The organism is Rhodovulum iodosum (assembly GCF_041020385.1).
GTDB classification, from domain to species: Bacteria; Pseudomonadota; Alphaproteobacteria; order Rhodobacterales; family Rhodobacteraceae; genus Rhodovulum; species Rhodovulum iodosum.
In genome coordinates this window covers 1724725-1743834 of sequence record NZ_JBEHHI010000001.1, presented here as the reverse complement: position 1 = coordinate 1743834, position 19110 = coordinate 1724725, and the positions used below count along the sequence as shown (strand labels likewise).

Genomic DNA, 19110 nt, shown 5'->3' with positions numbered 1-19110 from the left:
ACCTCTGCGTGTCGGCCCACGAAGTCCGTTACCTATGGTAAGACATCTTCTTCCGATTTCTGCGCTTCTGTTCGGCTCCGCCCTTCTTCTCTTTGCGGGCGGCATTCACAGCCTCATCCTGCCGGTGCGCGGCTCGGCAGAGGGGTTCACAGCCACGTCCCTCGGGCTGCTTGGAACGGGCTGGGCCATCGGCTACGTGCTGGGCTGCCTGTTCGTGCCTCGCCTGGTCGGGGCGGTCGGTCATATCCGCACCTTCGGGGTGATGTGCGCCTTCGCCGCGGTTTCGATCCTCATCCAGGCGCTGATCGTAGAGGAATGGGCATGGATCCCGGTGCGGGCCGTGTCGGGCTTTTGTTTCGCCGGTGCCGCGATGATCGTCGAATCCTGGCTGAACGACCGCGCCCAGCCAAGCACGCGGGGCACCATTTTCGGCATCTACACCATGGTGAACCTTGTCGCGCTCACCGCCGGGCAAATGGCGATTTCACAGGGCGATACCACGGGGTTCCTGTTCTTCGCCGTGGGCGCTGTCTTCTACTGCCTGGCCCTGGTTCCGACGGCGTTGTCGACATCGGCCTCGCCGGCGCCGCTGACAACGGTGCGCCTGAATTTGCCGGCGCTCTGGCGCAACTCGCCGGTTGCCGTCGCGGCGGTTTTCATGGTCGGCATTTCCAACGCCGCGTTCGGCACGCTGGCTGCGGTCTATGCCGACCGGGTCGGCCTCGGGCTGACATCGCTCGCGCTTTTTGCCAGCGTTCCGGTCCTTGCAGGCGCTCTGTCGCAGGTGCCGATCGGCTTTGCCAGCGACCGCATGGACCGCCGCATCGTGCTGATCGCGGCCGCCGTCGCGGCCTTGTCGGCCGACCTGGCGTTCATTCTGCTCGCGCCGGAGGGACGGCTGGAAAACCTGCTTCTGGCCGGGCTGTTCGGCGCCGCGATCTTTGCGATGTACCCCATCATCGTCGCGCACGCCAACGACCACGCGCCGCCGGGCACGTCGATCCAGGTCTCGGGCGGCCTTTTGATGGTATTCGGCCTGGGCTCGATCGTGGGGCCGCTGATTGCCGGTGTCATGATGTCAAAGGCCGGGCCCCAGGGCCTGTTCCTGACGACCATCTGCGCCCATGCGACCATGCGACCATGATCGCGTACACGCTCTGGCGGATGTCGCGCAGCCCGAAGGTTCCGGAGGCCGAGAAAGGCGCCTTTCAGGTCGGTCTGCCGGCCCGCGGGGCCACGCCGGAAACCGCCGCGCTCGCAGCGGGCGAGGACGAGGCGATGCCGCTGGTCAACCAGCCCGATATCGCCGACCCTCGGCAGGCCGAACCGTAGCATCGGCCGTTGCCCCGGACAGATCAGGGCCAGATGTAGAAGACATACCCACCATAGCCGGCAAGCAGCAGCCCGCCTTCCCACCGTGCGATCCGCATGCCGCTATAGGCGAAACCGACCAGCACAAACGAAACGCCGACCATGACGAGATTGTCGAAGCGGACAATTTCCGGCGGTACCGCCCCGGGGGCGATCAAGGCGGTCGCACCGCCGATACCGAGGATATTGTAGATGTTCGAGCCGACGATATTGCCGAATGCGACATCGCTCTGTCGCTTCAGCCCGGCGACGATCGAGGTCACCAACTCCGGCATGGACGTCCCGATGGCGACGATAGTCAGACCGATCACCGTTTCGGACATTCCAAAGCCCCGCGCCAGTGCGACAGCCCCCTCGACCAGAAGCTTTCCGCCAAGAACGACCAGGGCGAGCCCGGCCACGGCCAGCAACACCGAGACCGCCATCGATCCACCGGGCGCCGTCGGCGGCGAAAGCGCCGGGTCGGCGTCCTGGGTGGCGCGGCTCTTGTCGTAGACGGCCCCGTGGTCCGGATGCGCCGGCGAGCGTTCCTGACGGAACGCGCGATAGATGTAGAGCGCAAGCGCCGCCACGAACACGGCGCCAAGCGGCCGGCTCGGTGACATCGTGGCGGCGAGACCGGCAAAGGCGACCGTCGCGGCCAGCATGACGAACGCGTCTCGCCTCAGCGCCGAGGAGGTGACCGCAATCGGGAAGACGATCGAGGCAACCCCGCCGATCAGAAGAACGTTGGCGATATTCGAACCGACGATGTTGCCGTAGGCGATCCCTGGCGCGTCGGTCAGAGCGGCCTGTACCGAGGTGACGAGTTCCGGTGTCGATGTGCCGAAGCCAACCAGGGTGAGCCCGATCACGAGGGGCGAGACTCCCAAGGTTGCGGCCACCCGGACAGCGCCGCGCACAAGGAGGTCTCCGCCGGCAATCAGCAGAACCAATCCGCCGACGAGCGGTATCAAGATGTCCAGCACGGTGTTTCCCCGCATTCGGTCCGAAGATGGTGAAAGCCTAGCGGATTGACCCCAGACGTCCAAAACAGCCCCGCCAACCGCCACTGTCCGCGCCGAGAAAAGGACACCGACCGTGCAGGATAAGAGCGGCGTGTGTGCCGCAATATCCGACCGGCGCCGCGGCTGAACGCCGGCGGCCGGCGCAAAGCGTTACCTTTTGCGTCGTGGCGGCGCGTCGCCGCCCTTGCGGTTCGGCGTCGATTTCCCGGCACGCCGTTTCTTGGCATCGGGCCGGTCCATCCGTTTCGAGGTGTCCATGGCACCGGCACGCGTCGCATCGCGGCCGGCCTCGCCCTTCGGCCCGGCCTGCGCGGGCCCGCGCTGGTCGGCGTTGGGCCGTACCGCGTCCTTTTTCCGGGCCGGGTGGCGCGGCTTGCGCGGGGCGTCCTTTTCCTTGGCTTTCGCTGGCGCGGCGGGGGGCCGGGGCGCCGGCGAGTTGGGCTTGGGGTCGGGTTTCCGGGGGGGCTTGGGCGCGGTTTCCGGGCGCGCCGCGGCGCGGGGCGCACCGGTTTGGGCAGGCGGCTTGCGGGCCGGGCGCGGCGCGCTGTCATCCTCTCGCGCGGGGCGCGGACGGTCCGGCGCCGGACGGGGCACATGGGTGTCTTCGGGCGGGCTGTCGCGTTTTACCGCGTGAATACCGTCTTCCAGCTCGCCCTGCGGTCCCAGCCGGTCGAGCATGCCGGGCACCGCCGACTCGGCGATCTCGACGAGGGTGGTGTCGGGCAGCACGCGGATCTTGCCGATCTGCGTCTTGTCGAGGTTTCCGGCCCGGCAGAGCAGCGGCAGCAGCCAGCGCGCCTCGGCCCGGCGGTCGTGACCGACCGACAGCTCGAACCAGACCGAGGGACCGAAAGGCGCGCGTTCGGTTCGAGGGGCACGGGCCGTTGGCGCGTTCAGCTCTTCGGGGGCGGACAGGCGCGCTCGGTAGAGCCGCAGGCAGGCCGCAGCGATCCGCTCGGGCCCGTATTCGGCCATCAGCCCGGCTGCGAAGGCGGCCTCGGCCTCGGTCAATTCGGGCGTCCAGACCGGATCGGCAAGCAGGCGGGTTTCATCGAGGGCGAGGATTTCCTCGGGGGTCGGCGCGAAGATCCATTCGGCCTCGATCTTCGCCCATTTCAATAGCCGCGCGGCCTTGTTCGAAAACTTGTCGGGCACGATCAGCGCCGAGATCCCCTTGCGCCCGGCACGGCCCGTGCGCCCCGATCGGTGCAGCAATCCCTCGGTATTGGTGGGCAGGTCGGCATGGATCACCAGGTCGAGGTTCGGCAGGTCGATACCGCGGGCAGCCACGTCGGTGGCGACGCAGACCCGCGCGCGCCCGTCGCGCATCGCCTGCAGCGCGTGGCTGCGCTCGTCCTGGCTGAGCTCACCCGAGAGGCTGACGACAGGCAGCCCCCTGTTGGCAAGGCGCGCGGCCAGACGGGCGACCGCGGCCCGCGTATTGGCAAAGACGATCGACCGGGGCGCGTCGTGAAACCGCAGCAGGTTGATGATCGCGTGTTCGCAATCGGCCATGGAAACCTGCACGGCCTGATAGGCGATATCGGCGTGCTGCGTGCCGCGCGACAGGGTCGTCACGCGAACCGCGTCGCGCTGATACTGCTTGGCGAGGTCGGCAATCGCCGGCGGCACGGTGGCCGAAAACAGCAGCGTCCGGCGATCTTCGGGCGCCGCGCCCAGCATGAATTCCAGATCCTCGCGAAAGCCGAGGTCCAGCATCTCGTCCGCCTCGTCCAGCACGATGGCGCGGATGCCGGTCAGATCGAGGTTGCCGCGGGTGATGTGATCGCGCAGCCGCCCCGGCGTGCCGACGACGATATGCGCGCCGCGGTCCAGCGCGCGCCGTTCCTCGCGCGCGTCCATGCCCCCGATGCAGGACACCACCCGCGCGCCCGCCTTGGCGTATAGCCAGGCCAGTTCCCGCTGGACCTGCAGCGCCAGTTCCCGCGTCGGCGCGACGACCAGCGCCAGCGGGGCTGCCGGGGGCGCAAGGCGCACCTCCGGCCCCATCAGCGTCGCCGCAATGGCAAGCCCGAACCCCACGGTCTTGCCCGACCCGGTCTGGGCCGAGACCAACAGGTCTGCTTCGGCCAGGTCGGGGGCCGTCACGGCCTGCTGTACCTCGGTCAGGGTGTCGAACCCGCGTTCGGCGAGGGCATCGGCAAGGGTTGAGATCATCGGGGCAACATCCGTGGGGCCATGCGCCGGCGCGGCGCGAAAGGCTGTACCGCTACGTCAGCCGGGGCGGCATGTCTAGGCACATAAGAGGCCGGATCGTCCAGGCGTCACCGCAAGACCGTCTTTTGGGACCCGTGGCACGGGACGCCCGGTGGGGCAAGGTCAACGGCCGATCTTGCGCCGCGATTGGTGTTGCCTTTTTGGGCGCGTGCTTGCGGGGCCGGTTTCTCGGTGTCCCGCCCGGAGGGCCGCCCGGCGCGCAAGGCCCACTTGCCTCGGGCAGCATTTCCGCGGCCGCACTTGCCTTCCAGGGACACAGCAACAGTTGTTTCACTGAAGGACCAAGGAAAACGGGGGCCGACGATGACCAAAACGCTGCTTATCACTGGCGCATCCACCGGTATCGGCGCCGCGACGGCCCGTGCCGCGACCGCAATGGGCTGGAATGTCGGCCTGATGGCGCGATCGGCAGACAGGATCGAGGCGCTCGCGTCCGAGCTGGGCGATGCCGCGTTGCCACTTGCGGGGGATGCCACCGACCTGGCCGCACAACAGGCGGCCGTGGCGCAAACGGTGGAGCGGTTCGGCGCGCTCGATGCCGCCTTCGCCAATGCCGGCCGCGGCCTCGACACGCCCGGCACCGAAAACGGCGATCCCGACGAGTGGCGTCAACTGGTCGATCTCAACGTGATGGGCGTTCTTTACACCGCGCGCGCCGCGCTGCCGGAGTTGCGCAAGTCCAAAGGGCATCTGGTGCTGACCGGCTCGGCCGCGGGACGACGCCATATCAAGGGCTCGATCTATTCCGCGACGAAGTGGTTCGTGCACGGTTATGGCGGCAACATGTCCGAGGAAATGCGCGAATGGGGCGGGCGCTGTACGGTGATCTCGCCCGGAATGGTCGACACGCCGTTCTTCGACACGCCGAAGCCGGACAAGATCAAACCCGAGGATGTCGCCGACGCGGTGATGTTCGCGCTCGAGTCGAACCCGCGCGCAGAGGTGCGCGAAATCCACATCATGCCGACGGGCTAATCCTCGGGCCGCACCGCTCGCGCCACCGATTTCTCCGAGATGCGGACGCGACGCGACCAAGGCCAAAGCGACGCCATCGCAGACCTAACGGAAACCGACATCATGACCGAAGCCCCCGTCATCGCCGCGAAATCCCCGCAGACCGTCGATCTGGAGGAGGGAAAAACCTATTCCTGGTGCCGGTGCGGACGTTCGCAAAATCAACCGTTTTGCGACGGCTCTCACGAAGGCACCGGTCTCGAACCCGTCAGCTTTACCGCCGAAAAGACCGAGCGCGCGACGCTGTGCCGGTGCAAGGCGACGGGCAACGCGCCGTTTTGCGACGGCACCCATGCAACGCTGGACGACCTGTCGGTTGGCGATGACGTACCGTCATCTCAGGAGCGCGAGGGCAACAGCGCCCCCGACGCCAAGCCCACGGCAGAGGAACCGACCGTCGCGCGCATCCACGCCCTGGCGCGTGACGGGCTGTCACAGATCGGCCGGCACGGCGAGGTCGACGCGATGGGGGTGCCGCGAAAGGATCTGCCGCACTGGGACGACATTCAGATCCTGCCGGCGCAGGTGGCGCGCAAGCCCCTTGCCGACGATCACCCCGTCGCCACGGAAACGGTGATCGGGCCGCGTGCCGCCAAGCCGCTGCGCCTCGGCATTCCGCTCTTCGTGTCGGACATGAGCTTTGGCGCGCTGTCCGAGGAAGCCAAGATCGCGCTGGCACGCGGGGCAGAGATGGCGGGCACCGGCATCTGCTCGGGCGAAGGCGGTATGCTGGCCGAGGAAAAGGCCGAGAACAGCCGGTATTTCTACGAGCTGGCACCGGCCGGGTTCGGCTGGGAGCCGGAACTGGTCGAGACGGTCCAGGCCTTTCATTTCAAGGGCGGCCAGGCCGCCAAGACGGGCACGGGCGGATACCTTCCCGGTGAAAAGGTCGAGGGCAAGATCGCCGAACTGCGCGGCGTGGAGCCCGGTCAAAGCGCCTACTCGCCCAGCAGTTTCCCCGATCTCGACAGCGCCGGGGACTTTCGCAAGCTGGCGGACGAGGTGCGCGAACGCTCCGGCGGCATTCCCATCGGGTTCAAGCTGTCGGCCAACCATATCGAAGACGACATCGATTTCGCGCTGGAGGCCGGCGCCGACTACATCATCCTCGACGGGCGGGGCGGCGGCACCGGGGCCGCGCCCCTTCTGTTCCGCGATCATATCTCGGTTCCGACCATACCGGCGCTGGCCCGCGCGCGCCGGCACCTGGACAATCGCACGGGCGGCGAGGTGACGCTGGTGATAACCGGCGGCCTCAGGGTTGCCGAGGATTTCACCAAGGCACTGGCGCTGGGGGCGGATGCCGTCGCTGTGGCCAATGCGGGCATCCAGGCGGTCGGCTGTGTCGCGGCGCGGATCTGCCATACCAACAACTGCCCGTCCGGCGTTGCCACACAAGACCCTGAACTGCGCGCCCGGCTCGACGTGCAGGTGGGCGCAAAGCGGCTTGCCCGCTACTTCGGCGCATCGGTCGAACTGATGCAGGTGCTCGCCCGCGCTTGCGGGCACGACAAGCTGTCGGACCTGTCACAGCGCGACCTCGCCACCTGGAAGCGCGAGATGGCCGATCTGAGCGGCGTCCGCTTCGCCGGCGTCGGGACCTGACGGCGCGGCCTAATTCCGCGCCGCCCCGGTCGCGCTATCGGCACCACGCCCGCAGGGTATCACTCAAGACCCGGCGCAGCATCGACCCACAATACGGGATGTTTGCGGTCAGAGTTTTCCGGCGCCGGCTCAAGGTGCTGAAGTCGGGCACCGTCCAGTCGAGATCGGCCAGGCGCAATCGGCGCTCGACGAAGCCGGTCGTCTGCAGCGTCGACATTGTCGCTCGGACCAATGACGCTCTCAATGTCGACCATGCCGAACAGCCCTTTCATTGAAAGGCAGGTCTGGATGGCGGCAGCGCCTGCCTGTCGGGGCGGCACCCCAGCTCATCCCGGGGTCGAACCAGATCGTCAGCGAGCCCCGGCGCTTCAGCGCCTCATTTTAGGCCGGCCAGTTCCTGGTCCTGTAGATCGGGGGGGTAGGTCTGCGCCTGTATCCCAGCTACCACGCTGGAGTCACGAGATGAATCCCTGACAGGATTTGTGCAACAGAGCCTTTGGATGGCGCAAATGGACACGATTTGGCGGTCACATCACCCGACCCTGTCAGCCGCTCACGAGCATTTGGAATGCCCGCAACTCATGCAGGTCATGCAGCCCTCGACCATCCGCATCTCGTAAGAGCCGCAGCTTGGGCAGGCCGGGCCGCGGCGGGTTTCGCCGACCGCCATGGCCTCGATCTGCGGGTCGGCTTTCAGCCCCATCCCCTCGCCGTCGATGAAACCGATCGAGATCAGGTGGTGCTCGATCACGCCGCCGATGGCGGCCAGGATCGAGGGGATGTACTTTCCCTGCATCCAGGCCCCACCGCGGGGGTCGAACACGGCCTTCAGTTCCTCGACCACGAAGGACACGTCGCCGCCGCGCCGGAATACCGCCGAGATCATCCGCGTCAGCGCGACCGTCCAGGCGAAATGCTCCATGTTCTTGGAGTTGATGAACACCTCGAAGGGGCGCCGCCGCCCGCCGACCACCACGTCGTTGATGGTGATGTAGATCGCGTGCTCGCTGTCGGGCCATTTGAGCTTGTAGGTGTTGCCCTCCAGCGCCTGCGGGCGGTCCAGCGGCTCGGAGATGTAGACCACGTCGCCGGGCGGCACCGCGTGCTGGCCGTCGGTTACGACGATATGCTCGGCCGAGGCGGCCTCGGGTTTTTGCTCCGATACACTCAGCACACTGCCGGTCACATCGTTCGGCCGGTAGGTGGTGCAGCCCTTGCACCCGGTCTCGTAGGCTTGCAGGTAGACGTTCTGAAAGGCGTCGAAGTCGATATCCTCGGGGCAGTTGATCGTCTTGGAAATCGACGAATCCACCCATTTCTGCGCCGCGGCCTGCATCTTCACATGCTCCGACGGGCTCAGCGTCTGGGCATTGACGAAATGGTCGGGCAGTTCGGCCTCGCCGAATTTTTCGCGCCACATCTGTACGGCGTAATCGACCACCTCTTCCTCGCTGCGCGAGCCGTCGCGCTGCAGTACCTTGCGGGTGTAGCTGTAGGCGAAGACCGGCTCGATACCCGACGAGACGTTGCCGGCGTAAAGCGAGATCGTGCCGGTGGGCGCGATCGAGGTCAGCAGGGCGTTGCGGATGCCGTGCTCGGCGATGGCCGCGCGCACGTCCTCGTCCATGTGGGTCAGCGACCCGCTGGCGAGGTATTTTTCCGCCTCGAACAGCGGGAAGGCGCCCTTCTCCTTCGCCAATTGCACCGAACCCAGGTAGGCGGCGCGGGCGATCCGGTGCAGCCAGCGTTCCGTCTGGCGCGCCGCCTCGTCAGAGCCGTAGCGCAGCCCCACCATGAGCAGCGCATCGGCCAGCCCCGTCACGCCCAGCCCGATCCGCCGCTTGGCCTTGGCCTCGTCGGCCTGCTGCGGCAGGGCGAAGCGGGAGACGTCGACCACGTTGTCCATCATCCGCACGGCGGTGGTGACCAGCTCGTCCAGTTCCGCTTCGTCCAGCGCCGCGGCATCCTCGAACGGGTCGCGCACCAGCCGAGCGAGGTTGATCGACCCCAGCAGGCAGGCGCCGTAGGGCGGCAGGGGCTGCTCGCCGCAGGGGTTGGTGGCCGCGATGGTCTCGCAATAGCTGAGGTTGTTCATCGCGTTGATGCGGTCGATGAAGATCACGCCCGGCTCGGCATAGTCGTAGGTGGCGCGCATGATCTTGTTCCACAGATCGCGGGCCTGGACCGTGTGGTAGACCTTGCCGCCGAAGATCAGCTCCCAAGATCCGTCGTTTTTCACCGCCTCCATGAACGCGTCGGTCACCAGCACCGAGAGGTTGAACATCCGCAGGCGCGCGGCGTCCTGCTTGGCGGTGATGAAATCCTCGATGTCGGGGTGGTCGCAGCGCATGGTGGCCATCATCGCGCCCCGGCGCGAGCCCGCCGACATGATCGTGCGGCACATCGCGTCCCATACGTCCATGAAGCTCAAGGGCCCCGAGGCGTCGGCCGCCACGCCGTGCACATCGGCGCCCTTGGGCCGAATGGTCGAGAAATCGTAACCAATGCCGCCGCCCTGCTGCATGGTCAGCGCGGCCTCTTTCAGCATGTCGAAGATGCCGGCCATGCTGTCGGGGATCGTGCCCATCACGAAGCAGTTGAACAGCGTCACCGACCGCCCCGTGCCGGCACCGGCGGTGATGCGGCCGGCGGGCAGAAAGCGGAAATCCACGAGCGCATCGTAAAACCGCTCTTCCCATTGGGCCGGGTCGTCCTCGACCACGGCAAGCGCGCGGGCGATGCGCCGCCAGCTGTCCTCGACCGTCAGATCGCGGGGCGTGCCGTCGGCCGCCTTGAGGCGGTATTTCATGTCCCAGATCTGCTCGGCGATGGGGGCGGCGAAACGGGTCATCGGGCGGGTCCTCGGGCGGCGGGAAAGGGCGATCAGGATACGGGTTCGGCTTGAACTCCGCAACAACTAGCCTACCCTGCCGACTCATCATCATGATCTAGGGGGCACGATGGGCAAGGCCCATGTCAATCTGGTAAAGCTCTGCGTCGGCGCCGAGCGGGTAGAGGATCTGCTGCACTGGCAGGCCCAGCCGCGCGCCAAGGGGCCCGACGGGCTGCCCCGCCACGTCACCCGGATGTGGCCCAAGCGCGAGGCCGAACTGCTGAACGGCGGCTCGCTTTACTGGGTGTTCAAGGGGGTGCTGCTGGCGCGGCAACGCATCCTGCGCCTCGACGCGGTCGATGGCGCCGATGGCATCACCCGCTGCGGCATCGTACTGGACCCGGACGTGGTGCGCACCGAGGCCGTGCCCAAACGCCCTTTCCAGGGCTGGCGCTACCTGCCGTCAGAGATCGCTCCGCGCGACCTGTCCGCCGCCCGCCAGCACGACACCGACCTGCCGCCCAGACTGATGGCCGCGCTGGCCGAGATCGGTGTGCGCTGAGACGCGGTCCCACGCCGACAAGGCGACGGGTCGTCTCGGCAGCTTGGCGCCACGCCTGACCGCGCCCAAGCGGGCCACGCGGCGAGGGCCGCCGCGAACATGCCGATGTCGATCGGATGAACATCCGCGTGCCCTCGCGCAACGCCGGGCTTCGGGTCGAGGCTTGGGGCGGCAACCGGGTCGCAATGCTCGGACCAAGGCAATTCCCGAGGCACGTCCGGCCGGCAGCACGATCCGGCTTTGCAGCCCTTCACGGCTGCGCGCGCTCACTCCCCCAGGCCCAGCCGGTCCGCCAGTCGCTGATAGACGCCCCGCGCCCCGTTGTCCCAATCGGCCCCGCGCGCTTTGAAAAGCGTCGCCTGGCTGCGGTGAATCACCCCGTCGGACAGGATCTTCAGGTGGTTGGCGCGCAGGGTCTCGCCGGTCGAGGTGATGTCGGCGATAGCCTCGGCGGTGAGGTTCTTGACCGTGCCCTCGGTCGCGCCCTGGCTGTCGACGAGGGCATAATCGGCCACACCCGCCTCGCGCAGGAACTCCCGCACGAGGCGGTGGTATTTCGTGGCGATCCTGAGGCGGTGCCCATGCGCCGCGCGAAAGGCCGCGGCGGCGGCGTCGAGATCGTCGAGCGTTTCGACATCGGCCCAGAAGGCGGGCACCGCGATCACCAGGTCGGCAAAGCCGAAGCCCATGGGCTCCAGCGCCGCGACGCGGGCTTGCCAATCGGCCAGCTTTTCCTGCACCAGGTCAGAGCCCGTCACACCCAGATGGATGCGCCCCGCCGCCAGCTCGCGCGGAATCTCGCCCGCCGACAGCAGCACCAGCTCGATCCCGTCGATCCCCTCGACCGCGCCGGCATATTCGCGCTCCGACCCGGTACGCCGGATCGACACACCGTGCCCCGCGAACCAGTCGAAGGTCTTGTCCATCAGCCGGCCCTTCGAGGGCACCCCCAGTTTCAGCGTCATTGCCCGGCCCCCGACAGCGTCAGCACCAGTTCGGGGCGCACCACCCCGCCCACGGCGGGCACGCCCGTGCCGCCGCCCAGCCGCGCGGTCAGCGCGTCGTAGCGCCCGCCGGTGGCCACAGGGGGCAGGTCGGGCCGCGCCTCGGCGTAAAAGCCAAAGACGAAACCGTCGTAATATTCCATCGTCGTGCGCCCGTAGCTCGCCTCGAAATCCAGCAGATCCACGTCGATGCCTTCGGCTGCCAGCGCATCCAGGCGCGCGGCCATGCGGTCGATGGCGGGCGCGATGGCGGGCATGTCGACGGCGATGTCGCGCAAATGCTCCAGCGCGTTCACGCAGGTCTCGCGCAGCGACATGAGGTCATCGAGCAGCGCAACCTCGGCGGCGGCGATCGGCGGCTCGGCGGCATCTTGGGCAAGCGCGTCCAGCCGCGCGGCCACCTCGTCGCGCCGCCTGAGCCCGATCTCGGGGCCGGCCCTGCCGATCAGCGCCTCGGCGCCCTCGGCCTCCAGCGCCTGCAAGAGCCTGGCACGCGCCTCGCGCACCGGTACGCGCCCGCCGAACCGGTCGAGCAGCGCCTTGAAGCGCCGTGGCCGCCAGAGATGCCGCCGGAGCGCGGCCTTGCGCTTTTCGGTGGTCGAGAGCCCCGCAACGGCAGACAGCAACAGCCCGATATCGCCGGTGGCCGCGCGCAGGCCCAGCGGCGACAGCACCTCGGAGAAGAGCGCGAAAACCTCGGCCTCGGCGGCCGCCGGGTTTTCGCCGTCGAAAATCTCGAACCCCACCTGGATGTATTCGCTGGCCCGGCCGGGGTGCTGTTCCTGCCGGCGGAAAACCTCGCCCAGGTAGGTATAGCGCGCGGGCGCGGCGCCCTCGGCCATGTGCATCTGCACCACCGGCACGGTGAAATCGGGCCGCAGCATCTGTTCGCCCCGCAGCGCGTCGGAGGTGACGTAGGCCCGCCCGCGGATGTCCTCGCCGTAGAGGTCCAGCAGCGCCTCGGCGGGCTGCAAGATGTCGGTTTCCACCGGCACCGCCCCGGCACCCTTGAAGAAGCCCTGCAACCGCTCGGCCTGGGCGCGGATCTCGGCCTTGGTGGGCATCAGTATTTCTCCAGCAGGCTGCTGAGCTCGGTCACCAGATCGGCGCGCGGCACCTCGAATTGCGCGGGCTGGGATTTCCATTCTTCCAGGCTGGCGCTCTCGGCGATCTTGGCGCCGAGGACCAGATCCTTGATCTGCACCACGCCGCGCTCGGCCTCGTCACTGCCCTGGATGATGGCGGCCGGCGAATTGCGCTTGTCGGCGTATTTGAGCTGGTTGCCGAAATTCTTGGGGTTGCCGAGGTAGACCTCGGCGCGGATGCCGGCGGCGCGCAGCTCGCCCACCATTTTCTGGTAGTCGGCCATGCGGTCGCGGTCCATCACCGTGACGATCACGGGGCCTTGCAGGGTCGCGCCCGCCCGGCCCTTTTCGCGCAGCGCGGCGAGCAGCCGGTCGACCCCGATGGAAACGCCGGTCGCCGGCACCGCCTGCCCGGTGAAGCGCTTGACGAGGTCATCGTAACGCCCGCCGCCCGCGACCGAGCCGAACTGGCGCGGGCGGCCCTTCTCGTCGAGGATCTCGAAGGTGAGTTCGGCCTCGTAAACGGGGCCGGTATAGTAACCGAGGCCGCGCACGACCGAGGGGTCAAGCTCGATCCGTTCAGGGCCATAGCCCTGTGCTGCCAGAAGCGCGGCGATGGTTTCCAGCTCGGTCACACCTTCCGAACCTATGGTTGAGTGCGCCACCAGCTCGCGCAGGCGCGTGCAGGTCGCCTCGCCATTCTCGCGTTTTGCGGCCATGAAGCCCATCACCACCTCGGCCTGCTCGTCCGAGAGCCCGGCCCCTTCGGTGAAATCCCCCGACTCGTCGCGGCGCCCCTCGCCCAGAAGTGCACGCACGCCGTACTCGCCCAGCCGGTCGAGCTTGTCGATGGCGCGCAGCACGATGCCGCGTTCGTGCTCGTGCTTGTCGGGGTCGGCGGGGTCCAGCACGCCGGCCACCTCCATCACCCCATTCAGAACCTTGCGGTTGTTCACCCGCACGATGTAGTCGCCGCGCGGAATGCCCACGGCCTCCAGCGTGTCGGCCAGCATCGCGCAGATCTCGGCATCGGCGGCAACGCTCGCCGCCCCCACCGTGTCGGCGTCGCATTGGTAGAACTGGCGGAACCGCCCCGGCCCCGGCTTTTCGTTGCGCCAGACCGGACCCATGGCGTAGCGCCGATAGGGGCTGGGCAGGTCGTTGCGGAACTGCGCGGCAACGCGGGCGAGCGGCGCGGTCAGGTCATAGCGCAGCGCCAGCCAGTCGCCGTCGTCCTCCTGCCAGGCGAAGACGCCGGCATGGGGGCGGTCGACATCGGGCAGGTACTTGCCCAGCGCGTCCAGGGTTTCGACGCCCGAGCTTTCCAGCGGGTCGAACCCGTAGCGATGGTAGACCTCGGCGATGGTGTCGAGCATCGCCTTGCGCTCGGTCACGTCCGCGCCGAAATAGTCGCGAAAGCCCTTGGGCGTTTCCGCCTTGGGCCGCCGCGCTTTCTTGTCCTTGGCCATCGCTTTCCGCCTCGCGTCGCTGTCGCGCGGTCTCTAGCGGATGGGGGGCGGGGGGGCAAGGTACCGGGCGCAGGGTCGGGGCGGGGTGTTTCCTACCCGTCTTCCGGCACGTCCTTGCCCAGCGCCTCGGCCACGTGCCGGCCCAGGATCACCCGTTTGCCCCGCGCCCGTTCCTCGGCCACGCGCCTGCGGAAATACGCGCGTTCGAAATCGGGCTTGTGCGAATAGGTCTTGTCGCGGGTCATCAGCCCCTTCAGCCGCGCCTCGGCGCTGGCGTCAGAGGTGAAATCGTCGTTGTAGCCGGGCACATAGCCGGTCTGGAAAAAGGTAAACCCGACGACGTGGAACCGTGCGAATTCCTGCCCCAGCACCCATTCCAGCGCCGCCATTCCCGCCGTGGGCTTGGCCCCGTGCAACCGGTCGGCCAGCGCGTTCAGAAAGCGCGGGCCGATGAACCAGACATCGAGCGGATGCCTGAGAAACGGCAAGAAGATCAGCTTTCGCCCCAGCTTGGGCAGCTCGCGCCAGCGGTAGAACAGGAACACAAGGTTTTCCACCCCCCGCGCCCGCAGGTTGGCGCCGGTGTAATGCCCCGCCAACGCGCCGGCCCGGTTGCCGTTCTGGTTGCGGATATAGGTGTTGAACCGGTTCGCGCCGCGCCCTTGCCCGAGGCTTTCCAGCTCGATCGCGCGGTTGATGCGGATGACGATGTCGAATGCCGCCGGGTCGACCCCCTGCAACTCGTCCTCCGCCGTGCCCGCGGGGCCGATGATGAGCACCGTTTTGCCCGACAGGAAACGGTTGCCGAAATGCAGCCGCTTGCCGCGCCGCGCGCTGGGAGTAGGTGACTTCATCGCCGGAACGTGCCCTAGAACTCTTCGACCGTCAAAACCCCCGCAAAGGCCTTGATCGCGCCCTTGATCTGCGGGTTCACCGGGTATTCTTCGTCCAGCGACATCTCGACCTCGCCGGGCAGATCGGGCGCCATCAAACAGAAACAGACCGGCCCGCGCCCCTTGATGCCGCCCTCGGACTTGGCGCGCTGCAACAGGCCCGAGACCGATTTCACCGCCACCGGGTCGTCGACGAACACCCGCAGGCCCAACGCGCCCACATCAGCCACGACGCCATCGACCGGCTGAACCGACCGCGCCAGCAGCTTGAGCTGGTCGGATTCCAGCGTCGCCTCGACCCCCAGCACCACGTTCTGCCCCGCCTCCAGATGGTCGCGCGCCTGTTCCAGAACGTCCGAAAAGACGGTGACCTCGTATAGCCCGGTCGGGTCGGAAAGCTGGGCAAAGGCAAAGCGGTTCCCGCGGGCCGATTTCCGCTCTTGCCGTCCCGAGACGGCCCCGGCCAGCTTGGCCACGCGCGGCCCGGCCTTGACGGCCTCGGCCAGGTCCGAAAGCGTCGTCACCCCCTTGCGCTTGAGCGCGGCCATGTAATCGTCGAGCGGATGGCCCGACAGGTAAAAGCCGACCGCCTTGTGCTCTTCGGCCAGCCGCTCGTTGGGCAGCCAGTCGGCCACGGGGCTCAGCCGCGGCTCGGGCAGATCGTCGCCCGCCTCGCCGAACAGCGACACCTGCGCCGACCCGCGCTGGTCATGCACCGCCGCGGAATAGGCGGCCAGCGCGTCGAGGCTGTCAAAGACACGCCGGCGGTTGGGGTCGAGCTGGTCGAACGCGCCGGCGCGGGCCAGCATCTCCAGCGGCCGCTTGCCGATGCGTTTGAGATCAACCCGCCGGGCGAAATCGAAAAGCGTGACGAAGGGCTTGTCAGGGCTGGCCTCGTCACCCGGATCGGCGCGCCGCGCCGCGACGATCATCTTCATCGCCTCGACGCCCACGTTTTTCAGCGCCCCCAGCCCGTAAACCAGCTTGCCGTCCGCCACCCCGAACATCGCGCCGGAACGGTTCACGCAGGGCGGCACGATCTCGATATCGAGGCCGCGGCGCACCTCTTCGGCATAGACGGCCAGCTTGTCGGTAAGGTGGATATCGCAGTTCATGACACCGGCCATGAACTCGACCGGATGGTTCGCCTTCAGCCACGCGGTCTGGTAGCTGACCACCGCATAGGCCGCGGCGTGGGACTTGTTGAAGCCGTAATTGGCGAACTTGTCCAGCAGCGCCCAGGTCTCCTGCGCCTTCTTCTCGTCCACCCCGTTCGCCTTGGCCCCGGCCAGGAACTTGGGCTTCTCGGCATCCATCGCTTCCTGGATCTTCTTGCCCATGGCGCGGCGCAGCAGGTCGGCGCCGCCGAGGCTGTAGCCCGCCATCTCCTGCGCGATCTGCATCACCTGTTCCTGGTAGACGATGATGCCCTGGGTTTCGTCCAGAATGTGATCGACGGTGGGATGCAGGCGGTCGCGTTTCGACAGTCCGTTCTTCACCTCGCAATATTTCGGGATGTTCTCCATCGGGCCGGGGCGGTAAAGCGCCACCAGCGCCACGATATCCTCGATGCAGGTGGGCTTCATCCGCCTCAGCGCATCCATCATGCCCGAGCTTTCCACCTGGAACACGGCGACCGTTTTCGCGCTGGCATAAAGGCGATAGGTCTTTTCGTCCTCCAGCGGGATCTGGCCGATATCGTTCTCCGCCCCCTCGGCCGGTTGATAAAGGACGCTTCCGTCGGCCGCCTCGTGCAGATTGCGCCCGCCGCCGAGGATCTGCTCGATCGCGTTCTGGATCACCGTCAGGGTTTTCAGCCCGAGAAAGTCGAACTTCACCAGCCCCGCCTGCTCGACCCACTTCATGTTGAACTGGGTCGCCGGCATGTCCGAGCGCGGGTCCTGGTAGAGCGGCACCAGCGCGTCCAGGGGCCGGTCGCCGATCACCACGCCGGCGGCATGGGTCGAGGCGTTTCTGAGCAGCCCCTCGACCTGCTGGCCGTAGGTCAAGAGACGGTCCACCACCTCCTCGGCGCGCGCGGCCTCGCGCAGGCGCGGCTCGTCGGTCAGCGCCTGGGCAATCGAGACGGGCTTGACCCCTTCCACCGGGATCAGCTTCGACAGCTTGTCGACCTGCCCGTAGGGCATCTGCAGCACGCGCCCCACGTCGCGCACCGCAGCCTTTGACAAGAGCGCGCCGAAGGTGATGATCTGCGCCACCTTCTCGCGCCCGTACTTGCGCTGGACGTACTCGATCACCTCTTCGCGCCGGTCCATGCAGAAGTCGATGTCGAAGTCGGGCATACTGACCCGCTCGGGGTTGAGGAACCGTTCGAACAGCAGCGAATAGCGCAGCGGGTCGAGATCGGTGATGGTCAGCGCATAGGCCACCAGGCTGCCGGCGCCCGAACCCCGCCCCGGCCCCACCGGGATGTCCTGCTCTTTCGCCCATTTGATGAAATCGGCCACGATCAGGAAATAGCCGGGAAAGCCCATGCCCTCGATGATGCCCAGCTCGAACTCCAGCCGCTTTTCGTAGGCATCGACCGGCGCGGCATGGGGGATCACCGCCAGCCGCGCGGCCAGCCCCTCCTTCGCCTGCCGGCGCAACTCCTCGACCTCGTCATCGGCAAAGCGCGGCAGGATCGGCGGGCGTTTCTCCGCCTTGACCGCGCAGCGCCTTGCGATCTCGACGGTGTTTTCCAGCGCCTCGGGCAGGTCGGCGAAAAGCGCGGCCATCTCGTCGGCGCTCTTGAAATAGTGCTGCGCGGTCAGCCGCCGGCGCGGATCGGCCTGGTCGACATAGGCGCCCTCGGAAATGCAGATTAGCGCGTCATGGGCCTCGTACATCTCTTCCTTGGGAAAATAGACATCGTTGGTCGCCACCAGCGGCAGCTCCATCGCATAGGCGATCTCGACATGGCCGCGCTCTGTCGCCTGCTCCGCCTCGGTCGGATGTCCGCCGGGCCCCGGGTGGCGCTGCAGCTCGACGTAAAGCCTGTCGGGAAAGGCCCCCGCCAGCCGCGCCGCCAACGCCTCGGCCTTGGGCCGCTGGCCGGCCTGCAACAACCGCCCCACCGGCCCCTCGGGCCCGCCGGTCAGACAAATCAGCCCGCCGGCATGCGCCACCAGCTCGTCCAGCGTCACCTGCGGCAGCTGCCCCGCCTTGCCAAGGTAGAGGCAGGAATTCAGCTTCATCAGGTTGCCGTAACCCGCCTCGTCCTGCGCCAGCAGAACCAAGGGCGCCGGCGCGCGCGGCCGCTCGCCCGGCGCCGCGGGATCGTAGGCCAGATCGACCTGGCACCCCAGGATCGGCTGGATGCCCGCGCCCGCGGCCAGCGTCGAAAACTCCAGCGCGCAGAACATGTTATTGGTGTCGGTCACGGCGACGGTGGGCATCCCCGCGGCACGGCACATCTCGGGCAGCTTCTTCACCCGCACCGCCCCTTCCAGAAGCGAATACTCGGTGTGAAGCCGCAGGTGAATGAATCGGGGAAGGCTGCTCATGGCCGGCAGGCTAGCCCGCCGGCCGGCCCCCCGCCAAGCGCTATCGCGCGCCCTCCATCAACTCGATCCGATTGCCGAAAGGGTCGTCGATGAAAAACCGCCGCACCTGCGGGATGGCCTCGTCCCAGACCAACGCGCAGCCCGCCCGCTCCAGCCGCTCGGCCAGCGCGTCCAGATCCGCCACCATCAGGGCCGGGTGCGCCTTTCTCGCGGGGCGAAACCCCTCTTCGACGCCCAGATGCAACCGCAACTCGCCGCGGTAGAACCACACCCCGCCGCGCGCATCCAGCGCCTCGGGCCGGGCCTCTTCCTCCAGCCCCAGCAGGTCGCGGTAAAACGCGCGGCCCGCGTCCTCGCCGCCCGCCGGCATCGCCAGTTGCACATGGTGCAGCGCGTGGGGAAACATGGCACGCCCTCCTTCGCGGCATCGACCTCGAAAACCAGCCTAGCCGCCGGGCAGCCTGCGCGAAACCCTCCGCCGCCCCTTGCCAAGTCCCCGCTTTGCCGGTTTCCTCGGGTCTCG

14 protein-coding genes and 2 pseudogenes are annotated in these 19110 nt (G+C 67.6%); 5 read left to right on the top strand and 11 right to left on the bottom strand.

Annotated features, from left to right (window positions below; translation table 11 throughout):
* Positions 1-34 precede the first annotated feature (34 nt).
* Together Ga0609869_RS08495 and Ga0609869_RS08490 are read left to right on the top strand one after the other, a co-directional pair.
* Positions 35-1144 carry an MFS transporter gene (locus Ga0609869_RS08495; RefSeq protein WP_245972434.1) on the top strand — a complete coding sequence of 370 codons (1110 nt, stop codon included), beginning with the start codon at positions 35-37 and terminating at the stop codon, positions 1142-1144.
* A complete protein-coding gene (locus Ga0609869_RS08490; protein ID WP_245972432.1) occupies positions 1141-1332 on the top strand; it encodes a hypothetical protein in 192 nt (63 codons plus the stop codon). Before Ga0609869_RS08495 ends, Ga0609869_RS08490 begins: the two co-directional genes overlap by 4 nt.
* Positions 1333-1355: 23 nt before the next feature.
* Here the strand turns inward: Ga0609869_RS08490 and Ga0609869_RS08485 are convergent, their stop codons facing one another.
* Both Ga0609869_RS08485 and Ga0609869_RS08480 read right to left on the bottom strand, forming a co-directional pair.
* The gene (locus Ga0609869_RS08485; protein WP_245972430.1) at positions 1356-2339 is read right to left on the bottom strand and encodes a calcium/sodium antiporter; all 984 of its coding nucleotides are present in this window, start codon (positions 2337-2339) and stop codon (positions 1356-1358) included.
* A 189-nt stretch (positions 2340-2528) separates the two neighbouring features.
* A complete protein-coding gene (locus Ga0609869_RS08480) occupies positions 2529-4556 on the bottom strand; it encodes a DEAD/DEAH box helicase (protein ID WP_125408662.1) in 2028 nt (675 codons plus the stop codon).
* Between the two features lie 363 nt (positions 4557-4919).
* Here Ga0609869_RS08480 and Ga0609869_RS08475 point away from each other — a divergent pair, with 363 nt between their 5' ends.
* On the top strand, positions 4920-5591 hold the full coding sequence (locus Ga0609869_RS08475) for an SDR family oxidoreductase (protein ID WP_125408749.1): 672 nt from the start codon (positions 4920-4922) through the stop codon (positions 5589-5591).
* A 102-nt stretch (positions 5592-5693) separates the two neighbouring features.
* Positions 5694-7235: a glutamate synthase-related protein gene (locus Ga0609869_RS08470; RefSeq protein ID WP_125408661.1), complete on the top strand. Its 1542-nt coding sequence runs from the start codon at positions 5694-5696 to the stop codon at positions 7233-7235.
* Between the two features lie 82 nt (positions 7236-7317).
* Here Ga0609869_RS08470 and Ga0609869_RS18355 read toward each other — a convergent pair.
* The 3 genes and pseudogenes from Ga0609869_RS18355 to Ga0609869_RS08460 all read right to left on the bottom strand — a co-directional run.
* A pseudogene (locus tag Ga0609869_RS18355) lies at positions 7318-7446 on the bottom strand (transposase); the annotation flags it as partial.
* A 73-nt stretch (positions 7447-7519) separates the two neighbouring features.
* Positions 7520-7676, bottom strand: a pseudogene (locus Ga0609869_RS18350) (IS5/IS1182 family transposase); the annotation flags it as partial.
* A 112-nt stretch (positions 7677-7788) separates the two neighbouring features.
* The gene (locus Ga0609869_RS08460) at positions 7789-10086 is read right to left on the bottom strand and encodes an adenosylcobalamin-dependent ribonucleoside-diphosphate reductase (protein WP_125408660.1); all 2298 of its coding nucleotides are present in this window, start codon (positions 10084-10086) and stop codon (positions 7789-7791) included.
* 109 nt (positions 10087-10195) lie between these two features.
* On the opposite strand from Ga0609869_RS08460, the gene Ga0609869_RS08455 reads away from it, so the two are divergent.
* Positions 10196-10630, top strand: coding sequence for a DUF1489 family protein (locus tag Ga0609869_RS08455; protein ID WP_125408659.1), 435 nt, complete (start codon positions 10196-10198; stop codon positions 10628-10630).
* A 266-nt stretch (positions 10631-10896) separates the two neighbouring features.
* Here Ga0609869_RS08455 and hisG read toward each other — a convergent pair whose 3' ends face one another.
* The 6 genes from hisG to Ga0609869_RS08425 all read right to left on the bottom strand — a co-directional run bounded on the left by hisG (position 10897) and on the right by Ga0609869_RS08425 (position 18993).
* The gene (gene hisG, locus Ga0609869_RS08450; RefSeq protein WP_125408658.1) at positions 10897-11595 is read right to left on the bottom strand and encodes an ATP phosphoribosyltransferase; all 699 of its coding nucleotides are present in this window, start codon (positions 11593-11595) and stop codon (positions 10897-10899) included.
* Positions 11592-12698 (bottom strand): ATP phosphoribosyltransferase regulatory subunit, encoded by a 1107-nt coding sequence (locus Ga0609869_RS08445; RefSeq protein WP_125408657.1) that lies wholly within the window; start codon positions 12696-12698, stop codon positions 11592-11594. Before Ga0609869_RS08445 ends, hisG begins: the two co-directional genes overlap by 4 nt.
* Positions 12698-14188 (bottom strand): histidine--tRNA ligase, encoded by a 1491-nt coding sequence (gene hisS / locus Ga0609869_RS08440; RefSeq protein WP_125408656.1) that lies wholly within the window; start codon positions 14186-14188, stop codon positions 12698-12700. The genes Ga0609869_RS08445 and hisS overlap by 1 nt, the downstream gene beginning before the upstream one ends.
* Before the next feature lie 92 nt (positions 14189-14280).
* A complete protein-coding gene (locus Ga0609869_RS08435) occupies positions 14281-15042 on the bottom strand; it encodes a hypothetical protein (RefSeq protein ID WP_125408655.1) in 762 nt (253 codons plus the stop codon).
* Positions 15043-15056: 14 nt separating this feature from the next.
* The gene (gene dnaE, locus Ga0609869_RS08430; protein WP_125408654.1) at positions 15057-18587 is read right to left on the bottom strand and encodes a DNA polymerase III subunit alpha; all 3531 of its coding nucleotides are present in this window, start codon (positions 18585-18587) and stop codon (positions 15057-15059) included.
* A gap of 40 nt (positions 18588-18627) precedes the next feature.
* On the bottom strand, positions 18628-18993 hold the full coding sequence (locus Ga0609869_RS08425) for a VOC family protein (protein ID WP_125408653.1): 366 nt from the start codon (positions 18991-18993) through the stop codon (positions 18628-18630).
* Positions 18994-19110: the final 117 nt, after the last annotated feature.